Below are 18144 nucleotides of genomic sequence, written 5' to 3'. Positions count from 1 at the left end.
TTCCCTCCCCCTTGTGGGGAGAGATTGAGGGTGGGGGTAAGCCGCGCATGCTGCACTGATTTGTCTTTTCTGCGTTAACTGAGGTTTCCATGACCAAACACGTCGCCGTCCTGATGGGCGGATGGTCCAACGAGCGGCCGGTTTCCCTCAGCACCGGGGCAGAATGCGCCGGGGCGTTGCGGCGGGCCGGGTATCGGGTCACGGAAGTCGATGTGGATCGTGACATCGCCCACGTGCTCGAAAAGCTCAAGCCCGATGTCGCCTTCAATGCGCTGCACGGCACGTTCGGCGAGAGCGGGATGATCCAGGGGTTCCTCGAGCTCATCCAGTTGCCCTATACGCATTCGGGCGTGCTGGCCTCGGCGCTCGCGATGGACAAGCACCAGTCCAAGATCATGTTCAAAGCCGCCGGCATTCCGGTAACCGACCATGTGATCATGAACCGCGCCGACGTCGCCCGCGCCCATGCGATGATGCCGCCCTATGTGGTCAAGCCGATTGCCGACGGGTCCTCGTTCGGCGTCTTCATCGTCAAGGAAAACCAGAGCCATCCGCCCCAGGAACTGCTGCGCGAGGACTGGAACTCGGGCGAGGAGGTGATGGTCGAGCGCTATATCCCGGGTCGCGAGCTTACCTGCGCGGTGATGGGGGACGTGGCGCTGGGTGTTACCGAGATCGTCACGGACCTGGCTTTCTACAATTACGAGGCGAAATACGCCAAGGGCGGGTCTACCCACATCGTTCCGGCGCAGGTTTCACCGAATATTTACGACAAAGTGCAGAAGATGGCGCTCAAGGCCCATGCCGCGCTCGGCTGCCGGGGCGTGACGCGGACAGACTTCCGCTACAACGACAAGGCAGGCGAAGACGGTGAGCTCGTCTGCCTGGAAATCAACACCCAACCCGGCATGACGCAGACCTCACTCGTCCCCGAACAGGCGGCCGCCGCCGGTCACTCATTTGAGGACCTGGTCACCTGGATGGTGGAGGACGCGAGTTGCAACAGGTAAAGCCAAGTGTGATGACCGCCAATGCAGTGGTGGTCGATCCGCGCCGGCTTCCTGTCCCGATCCGCCGCCCGCGAGGGCGCCTCATGGTGCGCGCCAGCCACGCCTGGGTGCTGCATCGGCGGCGCGTCGTGCGCTCGATCGGGGCAGTGGTCGTGCTGCTGGCCGCCGTCGGCATCTACGAGGCGCGCGACGCCATCGGCACCGGGTTCGATACGCTTTCGGGAATGGTGCAGGGTGAGTTCGCCGAGGCCGGCTTCGGCGTCCAGGCGATCGAGATCACGGGGCAGGCGCTGACGCAGGAAAGCGACATCGTCCAGGCCCTGGCGCTCCAGCCCAAGGTTTCAACGCTCAATTTCGACGCCGAGGCGGCGCGGACCCGCATCGAGGAACTGCCATCGATAGAAAGCGCGACGGTACGCAAGATCTACCCGGGGCGCGTGGTCGTGTCCGTGGTCGAGCGCGTGCCCATCGCGCGCTGGCGCGTGGATGGGGTGACGTTCGTCATCGACGGGGCCGGCAAGCAGATCGGGGAAGACAAGGGCGCCTATGGCGACCTGCCGCTGGTGATCGGGGACGGGGCGGCCAACGACGCGCTGGTGATGATCCGCTCGATCGACCGGTACGATGCGCTCAAGGCGCACCTGGCGGCGCTCTCGCGCATCGGGGACCGGCGCTGGGACCTCATCTACGATACCGGCCTGCGCGTGCAATTGCCCGAGCAGGGCGTGGCCCAGGCCATCGACCGGCTCAACAGTTACCAGCGCGACTATGCGCTGCTCGATCGCGACGTGACGCTGATCGACCTGCGCGTGCCCAACATGGTGGCGGTGACGCCTTCGGCGGACGCCCAGAAGCAGATTGCCGACGCGGCCAAGGCCGCCGCCAAGGCCAAACCCAAAGCCAATATCGTCGTCGACTCCTCCTACGAAACGCCAGCCGAGAAAGCCTCGGGGAACTAACCGCCATGATCACCGACTCCATGACCGCGCGGCTCAAGCCTTTGCAGCCCGGGCGTACCTCGCTCGTGGCGGTGCTCGATATCGGCTCCACCAAGATCTGCTGCGTGATCGCGAGACTGACGCCTCGCCCTGAGGGCAAGGCGCTCAAGGGGCGCACGCACGTGGCCGAGGTCATCGGCTTCGGGTACGGCCCTTCATCGGGCGTCAAGAGCGGGGTGGTGACCGATCTGGACAAGGCCGAGCAGGCGGTGCGCTCGGTGGTGGGCATGGCCGAACGCGCGGCGGGACTGACGGTTGAATCCGTCATCGTCAACGTCACGGCAGGACGGCTGGGTTCGGAGACCTTCTCGGCGACGGTGTCGCTGGGCGGGCAGGAAGTGGAGCGGAGCGACCTGCAGCGCGTGCTGCGCGCTGTCAACGACCGCTCGGTGCGTCCGGAGCGCTCGATCGTCCATGCGCTCCCAATCGGCTACACGCTCGACGGCCAGAAGGGCATTCGCGACCCCAAGGGCATGGTGGGCGAAAAGCTCTCGATCGACGTCGCGGTGATCAGCGCCGAGACGCTGGCCATGCGCAATATCGAGCTGGTGCTCAATCGCTGCCACCTCGAAATCGAGGCGCTGATGGCGACACCCTATGCCTCGGGCCTGGCGACGCTCGTCGACGACGAGGCGCATCTGGGCGTGGCCTGCATCGACTTCGGCGGCGCCACGACGACCGTCTCCGTGTTCTCAGAAGGGCACGTGGTCTATACCGATGCCATCGCCATCGGCGGCCATCACCTGACGCTCGACCTGGCGCGCCAGCTCTCCGTTTCGGTGGCCGATGCGGAGCGTCTCAAGTGCTTCCATGGCTCGGTGCTGCCGGGGCAGGCGGATGAGCGCGACATGATCCCGATCCAGCCGGTGGGTGCGACCCACGACGAGGCGCCGGGGCAGGTGGCCCGTTCGGTGCTGACCCGCATCATGCGTCCGCGCATCGAGGAAATCCTCACCGCCATCCGCGACCGCATGCAGGCGACCGGGATGATGGACATGTGCGGGCGCCGGTTCGTGCTGACGGGCGGCGGTTCGGAATTGACGGGCCTGCCCGAAGTGGCGCGGCGCGTGCTGGCGCGCAACGTCCGCAACGGGCGCCCCATGGGCATCGCCGGTCTCCCCGAGATCGCCAAGGGCGCGGCCTTCGCCACCGTGGGTGGCCTCTTGATCTATCCGCAGGTGTGCAAGCAGGAATATGTCGAGCCACGCGGGGGCCATCGCCTTACCGGCACGGACGGCTATTTTGCGCGCGTCGGGAACTGGCTGCGGACGAGTTTCTAGCCCCGCAGTTCTCCGGGGCCGGCTGCATGCGCATCGCCAGTCGTGACGTTTGGTCGCGTTTACCCTCGCGCGCATGGGGCGCAGTTACCGGCTAACTACCCGGAGTGCCCAGCCTTGCATAACCTGCTTATCATCACCGTCTCGACCCGTCCGACCCGCAAGGGCCATGTTTTCGCCCCCTGGCTGCAGAGCGTGGCCGAGGCCGATCCGGACTGGAACGTCTCGGTCGCCGACCTGGGCGAGATCGACCTGCCCATGTTCGACGAGCCGCAGCACCCGCGCCTGGGCAATTATGCCGGCGAGCATACCAAGGCGTGGAGCAAGACGGTGGCCGCGGCAGATGCCTTCGTCATCGTGACGCCCGAATACAACTACGGCGCGCCGCCCTCGATCATCAATGCGCTGGACTACCTGGCGGCCGAGTGGGCCTACAAGCCCGTCGGCTTCCTTTCCTATGGCGGCATTTCGGGCGGCATGCGCTCGGTGCAGATGCTCAAGCAGTTCAACACCACCCTCAAGATGATGCCGATCCCCGAGGCGGTGACCGTCCCGATGTTCACCTCTCTCATCGATGCGGAAGGCAAGCTGAACCCGACGCCGATCATGGAAACCGCTGCCGGCACGATGCTCGCCGAGCTCAAGAAGTGGACCGGAGCGCTCAAGACGCTGCGGTAAATGCGTAGGGGGTTGTCTCACGGCCCCAATACGCCAACGCCCACGTTCTCCCCGGTCGCAGAGCCGGGGAGGCACGGCTGTCTCGACTGTGGTGCAATGGGCATCGCCTCTTCGTCCGGGGAAGGGGGCTAGGGGGTGAGACCCAGCACCATTCGGACTCACCTGGCCGCCTCGGCATGGTTAAGGCGCGCTTAATTTCCGGCCGTTTCCCACTCGCAAATTGCGGCGCCGTTAACGAATTCGGTGGTCTTGTTAGGGTGTGGTTAACGAATTGGCGCGTAAATCTTGGTCAAACGCCACTATGGGGCCAAGCATGCCAATCAACCTCACAATCCCGGATATTCAGGAACTTAAGCCCCGCATCACTGTGTTCGGTTGCGGCGGCGCCGGCGGTAACGCCGTTAACAATATGATTAATTCCGGCCTGGACGGAGTTGATTTCGTAGTGGCCAACACGGATGCGCAGGCCCTTGCGCTGTCCAAGGCCAGCCGAATCATCCAGCTCGGGGTTGGCGTCACCGAAGGCCTGGGTGCCGGTTCGCATCCCGAAGTCGGTCGTGCGGCGGCCGAAGAGAGCTACGACGAGATCAACGATCACCTTTCGGGTTCGCACATGGTGTTCATCACTGCCGGCATGGGCGGTGGTACGGGCACCGGCGCCGCGCCGGTCGTGGCGCGCGCTGCCCGCGAGCAGGGCATCCTCACCGTTGGCGTCGTCACCAAACCCTTCGCCTTCGAAGGCAACCGCCGTGCGCGCCTGGCCGAGGACGGCATCGATGAGCTGCACCGGCACGTCGATACCCTGATCGTCATCCCGAACCAGAACCTCTTCCGCGTCGCCAACGAGAAGACCACTTTCGCTGACGCCTTCGCGATGGCTGACCAGGTGCTCTATTCGGGCGTGGCCTGCATCACCGACCTCATGGTCAAGGAAGGGCTCATCAACCTCGACTTCGCCGACGTGCGCGCCGTCATGCGCGGCATGGGCAAGGCCATGATGGGCACCGGCGAGGCTTCGGGCGAGGATCGCGCTCGTCACGCCGCCGAGGCCGCCATCGCCAATCCGCTGCTGGACGATGTCTCGATGCACGGCGCCCGCGGGCTCCTCATCTCGATCGCCGGCGGTCCGGACCTCACCCTTTACGAAGTGGACGAGGCTGCCAGCCGCATCCGCGAGGAAGTGGACGCGGACGCCAACATCATCCTGGGCGCCATGTTCGACCCGACGCTGGATGGCACCATCCGCGTGTCGGTCGTTGCGACCGGCACCGATGCCACCATGGTCCAGGCCATGGAGCCGGTGAAGCCGAACGCCGCCCGCGCCATCGCGGTCAAGCGCCCGCATGTGCCCTACGAGGCTCCCCCCGCCCAGCAGGCCGCGCCCGCGCCGGCCCCGCGCATGGTCGAGCAGCAGATCGAAGAGCAGGTCGAGCACGCCATCGCCGAAGCGATCGTCACCCAGGAGCCGTCCTACGAGCAGGCGTTCGCCCAGGACGCCGAAGACGACGGCATCATGGTCGAGCCCTACATCCCGTCCGCAGCGGTGACCCACGATTCGATGGACGAGCCGGCCCGCGTTCAGGAGCAGCCGATTCCCTCCGTCTACGTGCCGTCCAATGCCGCACGCCCCGAAGCGCGCCGCATGCCCCGGACCGAGGAGCTTCCCGCTGTTGCACGAAGGTCACTTGACGCCCAAGAACGTCATGAGCCCGAGGCCAATCCGGCCCGTGCCCTGCTCAAGCGCCTCGCCTCCAATGTGGGCCTTTCGTCGCGCCCCCGCACGGAGCCCGAGGATGAGGCCCAGATGCAGCGAGACACCGACGACGCGGCGGCTCGCAGCGCCATAGAAGCAGGCGGATCAAGGGTTTCCGCTTCGACTCAGGGCGCGCGCGGCAACACCGATGCTTATGGTCGCCCGGCACAACCTCAGCCGGCAAAAGACCATCTCGAGATTCCCGCCTTCTTGCGCAAACACGGTTAGAAGCGCATATCGAGCGGTGCATAACTGAACCCGGCGCGGCTTCCGCACCGGGTTTTTTGCGAGTAAACACAGCGGATCGGACGCAGGGGTCCGCTGAGGTACTGGAGTCCTCGAGTATGAAGAAATTGTCGGCGCGTCAGCGCACCCTGGCCGGGCCGGTCGAGTTCAGCGGGTTCGGCGTCCATAGCGCGCTCCCTGTTACCCTCACCATCGAACCGGCACCAGCGGATAGCGGCTACCTGATCGCGCGGCAATTCGAGGACGGGCGTCGCGCCGGTCCGGTCCAGATCCACTTTTCGCGCGTGGCGCGCACGACGCTTTGCACCGAGCTCGACCTGGGCGACAGCGTGCGCGTCTCGACCATCGAACACGTGGTGTCCGCGCTTTCGGGCCTGGGGATCGACAATGCCCTGCTGACCCTGAGCGCCGCCGAATGCCCGATCATCGACGGCAGCGCGTTTCCGTTCGTGGAAGCTATTCTCAAGGCGGGCCTGCAGGTGCAGGCGGCGCCGCGCAAATACATCAAGATCATGCGCGCCGTTACCGTGCGCAACAACGACGCCTATGCGGCGCTCGAGCCCTATAACGGGCGTGCGCTCGATCTCGAGATCGATTTCGATTCCAAGGTCATCGGCCGCCAGCGCATGATCTTCGACTGGACGCCGCGGCGCTATGTCGAGGATGTCGCCCGCGCCCGCACGTTCGGTTTCGTGCGCGATGCAAAGATCCTGCGGCAGGCCGGCTATGCGCTCGGTTCGAGCCTGGATAATTCCATCACCGTCCACGAAGACCGCATCCTCAACCCGGGTGGCCTGCGCTACGAGGACGAATTCGTGCGCCACAAGCTGCTCGATGCCATCGGCGACCTGGCCCTCGGCGGGCTGGCCATCTACGGCCGTTTCCGCTCCTACAAAGGCGGCCATGCCCTTAATGCACTTGTGCTTTCCTCGCTCTTTGCGAGTGAAGCCAACTATGAGATAGTGTCCGCCGAGGATCTTCCACTGGCGTTCGATGCGTTGGACGACATGCCCGAGGGCGCCGTCGTCAACCCATATCTCCGGTCCGTCGGCTGACACCACGACCGAATTCGCCACAGTTTTGAACGAATTGCTCCTTAGGCCGCTGCGCCTGGGCGCGGCTTGAAAAGGGACGGTATTGCTCGTGACTACTAATGCTCTTGCGGGATTTACCAATCGGGCCCTGCGGGTGGCCACGGTTGGCCTACTCGTTGTGACGCTGGCCGCGTGCAATCTCTTCTCGCCGCCCAAGATCAAGGAAGAGACGATCGTTCCGCCGCAGTCTCTCTACCAGGCGGCGCTCAACGACATGGATGCGCAGCGGTACCAGACCGCCATCAAGACGCTCGAAAAGCTCGACCGTCAGCATCCGTATTCGGACTATACCGAGAAGTCCAAGCTGATGCAGGTCTATGCGAACTACCGCATCGGCAAGTTCGAGGAAGCCACGCTTGCCGCTGACCGGTACCTGGCGCTCTATCCCTCGTCCAAGGAAGTTCCCTACGTCCTCTGGCTCAAGGGCACCGCTGCCTTCGCCCAGATCAAGGACATCACGCGCGACCAGCAGCTCTCGCAGGACGCGATCGACACCTATGGCCTCCTGATCTCGAACTATCCCAAGTCCGAGTACGCCAAGGACGCCCAGGACAAGATCAAGATCGCGGTGGACCAACTCGCCGGCAAGGAAATGTCGGTCGGCCGCTACTACCTCGGCAATGGCCAGTACCTGGCCGGCATCAACCGCTTCCGCGTGGTGGTCGAGAAGTACCAGACCTCCACCCACATCGAGGAAGCGCTCTATCGCCTGACCGAAGGGTACCTGTCGCTCGGCCTCATCGGCGAAGCGCAGACCGCCGCAGAAGTGCTCGGCCACAACTACCCGGCCAGCGAATGGTACAAGCGCGCCTACGACCTGCTCGGCAAGCAGGGCCTGCAGCCCCAGATGGTGGCGGGCAACTGGATCGCCGACACGCAGAAGAAGAGCTAAGGCTCGTTCAAGGATTTGAGTTTGGAAGCGCCCGGCCATTGGTCGGGCGCTTTGCTTTTGGGGGGTATTCCCGAGCGTTTTGTGCGGGTTGCTCACCCCCGCCCTTGTTCCCTCCCCACAAGGCGGAGGGAGACGTGCCGGCTTGATCGTGCCCCAACGCTTCCCTCCCCCTTGTGGGGGGATTGAGGGAAGGGGGTAAGGCAAGCGCCGATGGCTGATGGAGTGCGGCACCACCACTCCCTTCCTGCAAATATCGCTTCTGAATTCCCTTCACCTCCCGCTTTTTCGGCACACGCTTTCCGGCTAGTGTGCCGCCATGCTCACTGCGTTGTCCGTTCGCAATATCGTCCTGATCGACCAGCTCGATCTCGGCCTGGATACCGGTCTGACCGTACTGACGGGCGAGACGGGTGCGGGCAAGTCCATCCTGCTCGATGCGCTGACCCTGGCGCTGGGCGGGCGCGGGGACGCCTCGCTGGTGCGCAAGGGCACCGAGAGCGGGCAGGTGGTGGCGGTGCTCCAGCTTCCGCACGATCACCCGGCGCGCCAGGCATTGCGCGAGAACGAGATCGCCGATGACGACGAGATGATTCTGCGGCGCGTGCAGTATGCCGATGGCCGCACGCGCGCCTTCATCAACGACCAGCCGGTCTCGGCAGCGCTCCTGCAGCGGATCGGGGCGCTGGTGGTCGAGATCCACGGGCAGCACGACGACCGCGCTCTGGTGGACGTCAACACCCACCGCGACCTGCTCGACGCCTTTGGCGGCGGGGAGGGGCAGGTGGCGGCGGTGCGCTCGGCCCATGAGGCCCTGGCGGCGGCCGATAGCGCCGTTGCCGAGCAGCGCGCCATGGTCGCGGAGGCGGCGGCGCGCGAGGAATATGCCCGCCACGTCGTCGAAGAGCTGTCGGCGCTGGCCGCCGAGACCGGCGAGGAAGAATCGCTGGCCGAGAGGCGGCAGCGGCTTATGCAGCTCGAGCGCGCGGCCGAGGAAGTGCGCGACGCCGACGAGATCATCAATGGCACAGCCGCGCCGGGCCCGGCGCTCGCCTCGCTCATGCGGCGGCTGATGCGCAAGGCCGATACGGGCAATACGCTGTTCCAGCCGCTGGTCGAGGCGCTCGACGCCTCGCTGGTGGCGCTCGATCGCACCTCGGACGCGCTCGAGACCATCAAGCGCGAAATGGCCTTCGATCCGCAGGAACTCGAAAAGGTCGAGGAACGGCTGTTCGCTCTGCGCGGGGCGGCCCGCAAGCACGGCGTGGCGCCCGACGAGTTGCCGGCGGTGCTGGCCAAATACCGGGGCGACCTCGAAATGCTCGAGAACGGAGAGGCATCTCTGGCCCGGCTGGAAGAGGCTGCTGCGGCGGCGCGCACGGCTTACAAGGCCGTCGCTGCCAAGCTGAGTGCGCAGCGCGCCAAGGCTGCCGCGGCGCTGAGCAAGGCGGTCGAGGCGGAGCTGCCCGATCTCAAGCTCGGCAATGCCCGCTTCATCGTCGATCACGCGGTGGACGAGGCACGCGTTGCAGCCTCCGGTTTCGACCAGATCGCGTTCCATGTGCAGACCAATCCGGGCACCGCCTCGGGACCGCTGCTCAAGGTGGCGTCGGGCGGCGAGCTCTCACGGTTCCTGCTGGCGCTCAAGGTGGTGCTGGCCGATCGTGGTTCGGCGCCGGTGCTCATCTTTGACGAGATCGACACGGGCGTGGGCGGCGCCGTGGCCGATGCCATCGGGCGCCGGCTGGCAAGGCTGGCAGGCAAGGTGCAGGTGCTTGCGGTGACCCATGCGCCCCAGGTGGCGGCCCGGGCGCAGAGCCATCTGCTGATCGAGAAGCAGGCCGTCGATGAGGGCGCGTTCGTGCGCACCCATGTGCGCGGGCTGGACGGGGAAAACCGGCGCGAAGAGGTGGCCCGCATGCTTGCCGGCGCCACGGTGACCGAGGAGGCGCGCGCAGCCGCGTCCAAGTTGATTTCGGAGGTATCGTGATCGAGTTCGAGGACGAGGTCGAGAACCTTTCCGAAGCGGCGGCCAAGCAGGAGCTCGACAAGCTCCACGAAGCGATTCTGCGCGCCGATATCGCCTATCACCAGAACGACGCGCCCGAGATCACGGACGCCGAATACGATGCGATGAAGGTCCGCTACGGCGAGATCGAGACGGCGTTTCCGCAGTTGCGCCGCCCGGACAGCCTCACCGGCAAGGTGGGTGCGCCGGCGGCGGAAGGCTTCGCCAAGGTGCGCCACGCCGTGCCCATGCTCAGCCTCGCCAAGGCCTACACGGATCAGGACGTCATCGACTTCATCGAACGTGGCCATCGGTTCTTCGAGCGGGACAAGGACCTGGTGCTCGAATTCGTCACCGAACCCAAGATCGACGGGCTTTCCGCTTCGCTGCGCTATGAGAACGGCGTCTTCGTCAAGGGCGCGACGCGCGGCGACGGCACGGTGGGCGAGGATATCACCGCCAACCTCAGGACTATCGCCGACATTCCCGAAAAGCTCGAGGGCAGCGACTGGCCGCAGGTCATCGAAGTGCGCGGCGAGGTCTACATGACCTATGCCGATTTCGAGGCGCTCAAGGCGCGTTCGGCGGCCGAGGGCGGGCAGGATTACGTCAACCCGCGCAACACGGCAGCCGGCTCGCTGCGCCAGAAGGACCCCGCCATCACGGCGCAGCGCAACCTGCGCTTCTTCGCCTATGCGTGGGGCGAGGCCTCGAGCATGCCGGCGGATACGCAATGGGGCATGATCCAGGCCATCAAGAGCTGGGGATTCAAGGTTAACGAGCTGACCGAGCGGACGGCCTCCGAGGAGGAGATGCTGCGCCAGTACCGGGTGATCGAGGCGCAGCGCTCCTCGCTCGGCTACGACATCGACGGGGTGGTCTATAAGCTCGACCGGCTCGATCTGCGCGAGCGCTGGGGATACGTGACGGGCGAGCCGCGCTGGGCCATCGCCCACAAGTTCCCGGCCGAGCAGGCGACGACCGTGGTCAAGCGCATCGACATCCAGGTCGGGCGCACCGGCACGCTGGCGCCGGTGGCGCGGCTCGAACCGGTAACGGTGGGTGGGGTGGTGGTCGAGAACGTCACGCTCCACAACGAGGACTATATCAAGGGTTTCGACAGCGCCGGGGCGCCCATTCGCGACGGCATCGACATTCGCATCGGCGATACGGTGGTGATCCAGCGGGCCGGCGACGTCATCCCGCAGATCGTCAAGGTGGTGATCGAGAAGCGCCCGGCCGACGCGGTACCCTACGAGTTCCCGCATACCTGCCCGGTCTGCGGCTCGCCGGCGGTGCGCGAGGTCAACGAGAAGACGGGCAAGGAAGATTCGCGCCGGCGCTGCACGGGCGAGCTGATCTGCCCGGCCCAGGCCATCGAGAAGCTGCGCCATTTCGTGTCGCGCGGCGCGATGGATATCGAGGGGCTGGGGGCCGAGAACATCGACCTCTTCTTCCATGCCGGGCTGGTCAAGACGGCCGCCGACATCTTCACGCTCAGAGAACGCCGCGCCGAAGTGCAGAAGGCGCTGGCCGAGCGGCGCGAGGAGCAGGCGCGCCAGCGCGAGGCGGCAACGGGCAAGGTGCGCAAGAACGTGCGCAGTGTCGAGGATCGCAACTACGAGGGGCTCGAGAAGCTCTTCGCGGCGATCGACGCGCGGCGCGAGCCCGAGCTCGACCGGTTCATCTTCGCGCTGGGTATCCGCCACATCGGCAGTACGACGGCGGCAATCCTGGCGCGCACCTTCTCGACCATCGAGGAGGTGATCCGCATCGGCAAGGAAACCGCCGCGCATGCGGATGATCCGCATGCGGTGTTCCCGTCGATCGACGGGATCGGCGATACAGTCATCGGGGCACTCATCAGCTTTTTCGGCAACGAGCAGAATGACGAGGTCATCGACCGGCTGCTCGAAGAGGTGCGGCCACAGCCTTATGTCGTCACCGTTTCGGCCGAAAGCCAGGTGGCCGGCAAGACGGTGGTGTTCACCGGCACGCTCGAGAAGATGTCGCGCAGCGAGGCCAAGGCCATGGCCGAGCGGCACGGCGCCAAGGTTGCCGGTTCGGTGTCCTCGGCCACCGATATCCTCGTGGCCGGGCCCGGCGCGGGCTCCAAGCTCAAGAAGGCCGAGGAACTGGGTATTCGGGTTGTCGACGAAGACGGTTGGTTCGATCTCATCGCCAAATAGGCGCATCGCAAGGAGAGTGCCGATGTTGCGAACGACGCTCCTGGGAGCCGGCCTTGCCGCGTTCCTCACATTGCCCGTCCACGCCGGAGAGGCGGGGGATGCGCTGCGCGACAATCTCTACGCGGGCACCTTCGCCCAGGGCATCGAGCAGCTGACGCCGATGGCGGAGGGCGGCGACCAGGAAGCCCGGTTCGGACTTGGCATGCTGGAACTGGCGAGCGGGGTCGAGCATCTCGTCCAGGCGCTCTACCGCCACGGTCTTGTCGGGCCGGACGCCGGGATGCTCGGGCCGCTGGTGACGGTGCCCATTCCGCCCAATCCGAGCCCGGAAAAGCTCGACTATGCCAAGGTGAGGGGCATCCTGGCGCAACTGGTCGACGACATGGACGCGGCCAAGACTTCGCTGGCTGCGGCGGGCGAGAGCGGCGACTATGTCGTGCTGATCGATCCGCTCCGGATCCGGTTCGATGTCGACGGAGACGGGCAGGCGTCCGATGCCGAGAGTATGCGTTCCATCGTCGAGCGGCAGCTGGGCATTCCGCTGACGCCCGAGCCGGCCACGCAGCCGGCGGGGAGCGACAAGAACCCGGCCCAGGCGCCCGAGGCGCCCGATACCACGCTCGGCTTCGACCGGGCCGACGCGCTCTGGATGGCCGGGTACAGCCAGGTGCTGGCGAGCCATGGCGATTTTCTTCTCGCCCACGACTTCTCGGACCTCGTCAACGTCGCTTTCCATCGCCTGTTTCCGCGGGCCGGGTTGCCGATGCAGGACTATTCGGAGGGCGGTTCGATCTTCATGGAGCCGCGGACGGACGCGGCGGCCGCCGATGCCATCGCGGCCATCCACACGTTGGACTGGCCGGTGATCGAACCCGATCGGCTCAAGCGCGTGCTTGAGCGGCTCAAGGCGATCACCGCCTTCTCGCGGGCGAATTGGGCGGCGATCCTTGCCGAGACCGACGACGACCACGAGTTCATCCCTTCGCCGCGCCAGACCGCGACGCTGCCCGGCAGCGAGGTAAGCCAGGAGATGGTGGACGCCTGGCTCAAGACGCTCGACACGGCCGACGCGATCCTCGATGGCAAGCTGCTCGTGCCGCATTGGCGGTTCCGGCAGGGCTTTGACCTCAAGGCCTATTTCGAGACCGCCACCCGCACCGACCTCGTCATGATCCTGACCGGATATGGCGCTATTCCGTTCCTCAAGGATGGTCCGGTGGCGAGTGCGGCCGATTTCGCCGAGGCCAATCGCGTCTTCGGCGAAAACCTTATCGGCTACGCCTTCTTCTTCAACTGACGGACAGTTCTGCAATGCGTCTCGTTCTCGCCGCCCTCGGCTTCATCCTGGCGATGGCCGCCCCGGCCCTGGCCGCAACCTATGACAGCCCCAAGGCGCTGCTGGATTCGATCTACGAATCCTATTCGACCAACAGCTTTCCCGAGGACAGCGAGGAGATCTATTCGGCCCATCTCAAGCGTCTGTTCGCTGCCGACCGCGAGCGTACGCCCGAAGGCGAGGTTGGGGCGCTCGACTTCGATCCGTTCATCAACGCGCAGGATTACGACCTGGCCGATCTCGTGATCGGTGAGCCGGAGATTTCGGGGACCCTGGCCACTTCAACGGTGCGCTTCGCCAATTTCGGTGAAAAGAACACCGTCGTCATCTCGATGGTCAAGGAGCCGGACGGCTGGAAGGTCGACAACGTGCAGTCCATCGAGGGCGAGGTGCAGTGGACGCTGACGGAAATCCTCGGCGAGGTTCCGACGGTGGCGCAATAGTGGGAGACGGACTTGCGCGGATTGTGGGGCGGGCTGCTGGCAGTCCTGATGGTCGTGGCGGGCGCGGGCGTTGCCCACGCAGGTGGCTTCAAGACGCCCGAGGCGGCGCTGCGCCACATCTACGAGGCCTATGGGCCCGATAGCTGGCCGAAGCGCGAGGACGTGTTCTCGACCGGGCTCATGGAGCTCGTCAGGGCGGAGGAGGCGCGCACGCCGCCGGGCGAGATCGGCAATCTCGACTTCGACCCGTTTTCGGACAGCCAGGACCCGCAGCCCCATGACGTGCACTTCGGCAAGGCCAAGTCCAAGGGTGGCGTCGTGGTGATCCCGGTGACGTTCGTCAATGCGGATGCCCAGCGCGAGACCGTGCTCTCCTATACGCTGGTCGAGGAAAGCGACGGCTGGCGCGTGGACGATATCGAGGCGCGCGGCGACTATCCCTGGGGCCTGCGCGAGATTTTGACGGAGGCGAACGGCAATTGATGCGATTGATTGCGGCTAGTCTGGCCCTGCTGATGGCGCTGGCGGCGCCGGCCCTTGCGGCCAGCTATGGGACTCCCAAGGCGCTGCTCGAGCATATCTACGGGCAGTATGCCAAAGGCGAATCCGAGGAAGAACAGGACATCTATTCCCTGAGCCTGCAGCAATTGTTCGCGGCCGACAGGCAGCGGGCCAGCGAGAGCGAGGACGCCATGAGCGCCCTCGATTTCGATCCGTTCGTGCTGGGCCAGGAGGTAGAGCTGGGCAAGGTCGAGATCGCCGATCCGGTGGTCGAGAACGGGGTGACCACGGTTGCCGTGCACTTCCAGAATGTCGGGAACGACTACACCAGCGTCTTCTCGATGGTCGAGGAAGACGGCGGCTGGAAGATCGACGACATCGCCTGGCCGGACGGCGGGCGCCTGAGCGAGCTGCTGGCGTCCGACCCGATGCTGAACTAGCGCCTCAAAGTTCCGCCGTGGCTTCCTTGAGCCAGGCCTTGGCCTCGCCCTTGAGCTCGGGGCCGATCTCCTTCCAGACGCGCTTGTGGTAGGCGTTGAGCCAATCCCGCTCGTCGTCGGTGAGCAGTTTCTTTTCGACCAGGCGCAGGTCGATCGGCGCCAGCGTCAGGGTTTCGAACTCCAGATACTTGCCCTCCCCGACAGGGCTTTCCACCACATGCACGAGGTTTTCGATACGGATGCCGAAGCCGCCGTCCTTGTAGTAGCCCGGCTCGTTCGAGATTACCTGGCCGACTTCGAGCGGCAGGGTGTAGCGCGGGGAGATGCCGATCGGGCCTTCGTGCACGCCCAGGTAGGCGCCCACGCCGTGGCCGGTGCCGTGGGTATAGGTCAGGCCGGCCTGCCAGAGGAACTGGCGGGCGAGCACGTCGATCTGGGCGCCCGACGTGCCGCGCGGAAAGCGCGCCATCGAAATGGCAATCATGCCCTTGAGGACGCGGGTGAAGCGATCCTTCTCTTCGGCGGAGGGCTTGCCGGTGGACATGGTCCGGGTGATGTCGGTGGTGCCCGAGAGGTATTGGGCGCCCGAATCCACCAGCATCAGTTCGCCCGGATGGAGTGGCCGGTTGGTCTTTTCGGTCACGCGGTAGTGGACGATGGCGCCATTGGGGCCGGCGCCCGAGATGGTGTCGAAGCTCGCATCCACGCAGGTCGGTTCCTCGCGGCGGAAGGCCTCCAGGGCGGTGACGATGCCGATCTCGTCGAGCTTGCCCTTGGGCGCCTCGGCGTCGAACCAGGCCAGGAACTTTGCCAGCGCCACGCCATCAAGGCGGTGCGCCTCGCGCATTCCGGCCAGTTCTGCATCGTTCTTGCGGGACTTGGGCAACAGCACGGGGTCGCGCTTCTCGATGACCCGGGCGTCGTCGCTGCCGCTCTTGATGGCGTTGAGCACGGCAACGGGCGCGGAGGCGGGATCGACCCAGACATGCTTGCCGACGGCGCCGAGCTTGCGCAGCGCGGCCTGGAGGCCCGCAGTGTCGGCGAGCGTGGCAATGTCGGCGAACTGGGCCCGCAGTTCGGGCGTGATGCGCGCCTTGTCGAAATAGAGCGTGGGCTTGCCCTTGCGCGGCACGATGGCGAAGCCGAGCACGAAGGGGGTGTTGGGTACGTCGCGGCCGCGGATGTTGAAGAGCCAGCAGATCGATTCGGGCAGGGTGAGCACGGTGGCGTCCGCCTTTTCGGCGGCGAGGGTCGCCTGAAGCTCGGCCAGCTTGTCTTCGGCCTTCTTGCCGGCGCGGTTGTGCCCGAGGAACTCGATCGGGGTGACGGGCGCGGCGGGGCGGTCGGCCCAGATGCGATCGACGAGATTGCCGGTGGCGACCAGGCTCGCGGTGCCGGCGAGCTTTTCGGCAAGGTCCTTGATTTCGCCCGGCGTATGGAGCCACGGATCGTAGCCGATGCGGCCGCCCTTGGGCACGAAAGCTGGGATATGGGCGGCGATGCCCGATTGCAGGGCTTCGATGACGGTGACCTTGGTGGTGTCGGTCTGGGCAGGGGCCTGAAGCGTATAGCGGCTATCAATGAAGAGCGCGGCCTTGCGCGGGCCAACGAGCGCGATGCCGGCCGAGCCGGTGAAGCCGGTCACATAGGCCAGGCGCGCCTCGCCCGGCGGCACGGATTCGCCGCGATGGGCATCGGCGCGCGGGATAAGGAAACCGTCGAGTCCGGCTTCTGCCATCTGCGCCCGCAGGGCCTTGAGGCGCGGTGCGACATTGCGCGGATCGGACCGTTCCTCAAAGCTCTGGAAGAGCGCGGGCGGGAAGGAAGGGGACGGGTCCTTGGGCGTCATTGCATGCCTCTTTGTGCCGGTCTGCGTTTTAGTCATGGCTGACTTTCGAAATGGGCCCTAACCGAAAGCGATTGCAATGGTTATTTGAACGGCGTCGGCACAGGGGTGCCGGTGAATTTGGATGAAACAGAAAAAAATGACCGAGACCAAGAACGACTTTCGCAAAGCGCTGGACGGCATTATCGACGCGCGCTCGCGTGAGTCGAAGCGCCAGGTCAGCTATCGCATGCAGCATCAGCTGATCGGGTCCTTCGCGAAGCGCCCGTAAGCTCCAGAGTTTACCTCCAGTCGGGTCCCATGCAGCCCGATACTAAACGATCCCCGGACCTGCCCTCCGGGGATTTGCTTTTTCAGGCTTCGGTTTGACTGCCCCGCGACAGGGCGCCGCGCTCAGAGCTTGTGAAGGATGAGCGTCGTCCACTCCTTGCGCTGCAGGCGCTGGAGCAGGGGCATGCCGTTTTCGGCATAGGCGGCGATCACGGCCTGGGCCTGGGTTTCCAGAATCCCCGAAAGAATGATCGATGCGCCCGACTGGGCGATCCGCGACATGCCCGGCGCCAGGCCCATGAGCGGGCCGGCCAGGATATTGGCGAGGATGAGGTCGTAGGGCGCCTTGCCGGTGATGACGTCGCTCTCCAGGCCTTCGGCGACGACGCCCTCGATCAGTTCGCCCACGTCATTGTCTCGCGCATTCTCGACCGTGGTGGTGACGGCGATGGGGTCGATATCGGTCGCGAGGACCTTGAGGCCGGTCTTCCTGGCGATGGCGATGGCGAGAACGCCCGTGCCGGTGCCGATGTCGATGACATTGGCCGGGGTGGCACGTTCAAGCACGCGCTCGATGGCTTCGAGGCACCCGGTGGTGGTCTCGTGGTGGCCGGTGCCGAAGGCCTGGGCCGCCTCGATCTTGAGGCCGATCAGACCCTCGGGAACCGGGGCGGTCTCGTGACTGCCGTAGATGTAAAAGCCGCCGGCCGAAACCGGCTGCAGGCCTTCGAGCGACTTGGCGACCCAGTTGATCTCGGGGTCTATGGCCTCGATGGCGAAGGCGACATCGCCACCCAGCGTTTGGCGGGCGAGTTCGTTGAAGGCTTCGAGATTGGCCGGGCTCTCGACCGTGGCCTCGAACACCCACTCGCCGGTCTCGGCGTCTTCATGGGCGGAGGCGGTCAGCGCCAGGTCGTCACGCTCCATGACGGCATCGACCAGCGCATAGGCCTGATCCTTGGTGAGGGCGACGGATACCTGGTCGACGGTCATGTGAAAGCTCGGTGCTATGGGAAGCGCCGTTCATGCAGCCTCAGGCCGGGAGAGTCAATCGGAGCGGGGTGGTGCCGGGACCCCCACCCTTGTTCCCTCCCCACAAGGGGGAGGGAGACCTGCTGGCTCGAGAGTGCCCCAACGCTTCCCCCCTTGTGGGGAGGGATTGAGAG

At 65.5% G+C, this 18144-nt stretch carries 16 protein-coding genes; 14 read left to right on the top strand and 2 right to left on the bottom strand.

Annotated elements, in window-relative coordinates:
• Window positions 1-89 precede the first annotated feature (89 nt).
• The 13 genes from FNA67_RS14920 to FNA67_RS14860 all read left to right on the top strand — a co-directional run bounded on the left by FNA67_RS14920 (window position 90) and on the right by FNA67_RS14860 (window position 14862).
• Window positions 90-1010 carry a D-alanine--D-alanine ligase gene (locus tag FNA67_RS14920; RefSeq protein ID WP_147656629.1) on the top strand — a complete coding sequence of 307 codons (921 nt, stop codon included), beginning with the start codon at window positions 90-92 and terminating at the stop codon, window positions 1008-1010.
• 11 nt (window positions 1011-1021) lie between these two features.
• Complete coding sequence (locus FNA67_RS14915) at window positions 1022-1969, top strand: cell division protein FtsQ/DivIB (RefSeq protein ID WP_147656627.1); 948 nt, start codon at window positions 1022-1024, stop codon at window positions 1967-1969.
• Window positions 1970-1974: 5 nt separating this feature from the next.
• Window positions 1975-3288, top strand: a complete 1314-nt coding sequence (gene ftsA / locus FNA67_RS14910; RefSeq protein ID WP_049705904.1) for a cell division protein FtsA — start codon at window positions 1975-1977, stop codon at window positions 3286-3288.
• 114 nt (window positions 3289-3402) lie between these two features.
• Window positions 3403-3963: an NADPH-dependent FMN reductase gene (locus FNA67_RS14905; RefSeq protein ID WP_049705903.1), complete on the top strand. Its 561-nt coding sequence runs from the start codon at window positions 3403-3405 to the stop codon at window positions 3961-3963.
• Between the two features lie 313 nt (window positions 3964-4276).
• Window positions 4277-5944 (top strand): cell division protein FtsZ, encoded by a 1668-nt coding sequence (ftsZ, locus tag FNA67_RS14900; protein WP_147656625.1) that lies wholly within the window; start codon window positions 4277-4279, stop codon window positions 5942-5944.
• 116 nt (window positions 5945-6060) lie between these two features.
• A complete protein-coding gene (gene lpxC, locus FNA67_RS14895; RefSeq protein ID WP_053167945.1) occupies window positions 6061-7017 on the top strand; it encodes a UDP-3-O-acyl-N-acetylglucosamine deacetylase in 957 nt (318 codons plus the stop codon).
• Between the two features lie 88 nt (window positions 7018-7105).
• Window positions 7106-7948: an outer membrane protein assembly factor BamD gene (locus FNA67_RS14890; protein WP_170267325.1), complete on the top strand. Its 843-nt coding sequence runs from the start codon at window positions 7106-7108 to the stop codon at window positions 7946-7948.
• A gap of 316 nt (window positions 7949-8264) precedes the next feature.
• Complete coding sequence (gene recN, locus FNA67_RS14885; protein ID WP_147656623.1) at window positions 8265-9935, top strand: DNA repair protein RecN; 1671 nt, start codon at window positions 8265-8267, stop codon at window positions 9933-9935.
• Window positions 9932-12142: an NAD-dependent DNA ligase LigA gene (gene ligA, locus FNA67_RS14880; RefSeq protein WP_244616358.1), complete on the top strand. Its 2211-nt coding sequence runs from the start codon at window positions 9932-9934 to the stop codon at window positions 12140-12142. The genes recN and ligA overlap by 4 nt, the downstream gene beginning before the upstream one ends.
• A gap of 22 nt (window positions 12143-12164) precedes the next feature.
• A complete protein-coding gene (locus FNA67_RS14875; RefSeq protein WP_147656621.1) occupies window positions 12165-13439 on the top strand; it encodes a hypothetical protein in 1275 nt (424 codons plus the stop codon).
• Between the two features lie 14 nt (window positions 13440-13453).
• Window positions 13454-13921: a DUF3828 domain-containing protein gene (locus FNA67_RS14870; protein WP_147656619.1), complete on the top strand. Its 468-nt coding sequence runs from the start codon at window positions 13454-13456 to the stop codon at window positions 13919-13921.
• 12 nt (window positions 13922-13933) lie between these two features.
• Window positions 13934-14404, top strand: coding sequence for a YqhG/Tai3 family protein (locus FNA67_RS14865; protein ID WP_147656617.1), 471 nt, complete (start codon window positions 13934-13936; stop codon window positions 14402-14404).
• Window positions 14404-14862, top strand: a complete 459-nt coding sequence (locus FNA67_RS14860) for a DUF3828 domain-containing protein (protein WP_244616697.1) — start codon at window positions 14404-14406, stop codon at window positions 14860-14862. The genes FNA67_RS14865 and FNA67_RS14860 overlap by 1 nt, the downstream gene beginning before the upstream one ends.
• Window positions 14863-14866: 4 nt before the next feature.
• Here the strand turns inward: FNA67_RS14860 and FNA67_RS14855 are convergent, their stop codons facing one another.
• Complete coding sequence (locus tag FNA67_RS14855; RefSeq protein WP_147656612.1) at window positions 14867-16711, bottom strand: aminopeptidase P family protein; 1845 nt, start codon at window positions 16709-16711, stop codon at window positions 14867-14869.
• 136 nt (window positions 16712-16847) lie between these two features.
• Between FNA67_RS14855 and FNA67_RS22405 the strand changes: the two genes are divergently transcribed.
• The gene (locus FNA67_RS22405) at window positions 16848-16979 is read left to right on the top strand and encodes a hypothetical protein (protein WP_280176963.1); all 132 of its coding nucleotides are present in this window, start codon (window positions 16848-16850) and stop codon (window positions 16977-16979) included.
• Between the two features lie 122 nt (window positions 16980-17101).
• Here FNA67_RS22405 and FNA67_RS14850 read toward each other — a convergent pair whose 3' ends face one another.
• Window positions 17102-17971, bottom strand: a complete 870-nt coding sequence (locus tag FNA67_RS14850) for a 50S ribosomal protein L11 methyltransferase (RefSeq protein WP_147656610.1) — start codon at window positions 17969-17971, stop codon at window positions 17102-17104.
• Between the last annotated feature and the right edge of the window lie 173 nt (window positions 17972-18144).

The sequence above is a fragment of the Youhaiella tibetensis genome, assembly GCF_008000755.1.
Lineage (GTDB): Bacteria > Pseudomonadota > Alphaproteobacteria > Rhizobiales > Devosiaceae > Paradevosia > Paradevosia tibetensis.
This window is presented reverse-complemented; position numbering and strand designations above follow the sequence as displayed.

Coding starts and splice junctions, on each gene's coding strand:
- FNA67_RS14920 (WP_147656629.1), top strand. CDS start 90: ATGACCAAACACGTCGCCGTCCTGATGGGCGGATGGTCCAACGAGCGG.
- FNA67_RS14915 (WP_147656627.1), top strand. CDS start 1,022: ATGACCGCCAATGCAGTGGTGGTCGATCCGCGCCGGCTTCCTGTCCCG.
- ftsA (WP_049705904.1), top strand. CDS start 1,975: ATGATCACCGACTCCATGACCGCGCGGCTCAAGCCTTTGCAGCCCGGG.
- ftsZ (WP_147656625.1), top strand. CDS start 4,277: ATGCCAATCAACCTCACAATCCCGGATATTCAGGAACTTAAGCCCCGC.
- lpxC (WP_053167945.1), top strand. CDS start 6,061: ATGAAGAAATTGTCGGCGCGTCAGCGCACCCTGGCCGGGCCGGTCGAG.
- recN (WP_147656623.1), top strand. CDS start 8,265: ATGCTCACTGCGTTGTCCGTTCGCAATATCGTCCTGATCGACCAGCTC.
- FNA67_RS14875 (WP_147656621.1), top strand. CDS start 12,165: ATGTTGCGAACGACGCTCCTGGGAGCCGGCCTTGCCGCGTTCCTCACA.
- FNA67_RS14870 (WP_147656619.1), top strand. CDS start 13,454: ATGCGTCTCGTTCTCGCCGCCCTCGGCTTCATCCTGGCGATGGCCGCC.
- FNA67_RS14860 (WP_244616697.1), top strand. CDS start 14,404: ATGCGATTGATTGCGGCTAGTCTGGCCCTGCTGATGGCGCTGGCGGCG.
- FNA67_RS14855 (WP_147656612.1), bottom strand. CDS start 16,711: ATGACGCCCAAGGACCCGTCCCCTTCCTTCCCGCCCGCGCTCTTCCAG.
- FNA67_RS22405 (WP_280176963.1), top strand. CDS start 16,848: ATGACCGAGACCAAGAACGACTTTCGCAAAGCGCTGGACGGCATTATC.
- FNA67_RS14850 (WP_147656610.1), bottom strand. CDS start 17,971: ATGACCGTCGACCAGGTATCCGTCGCCCTCACCAAGGATCAGGCCTAT.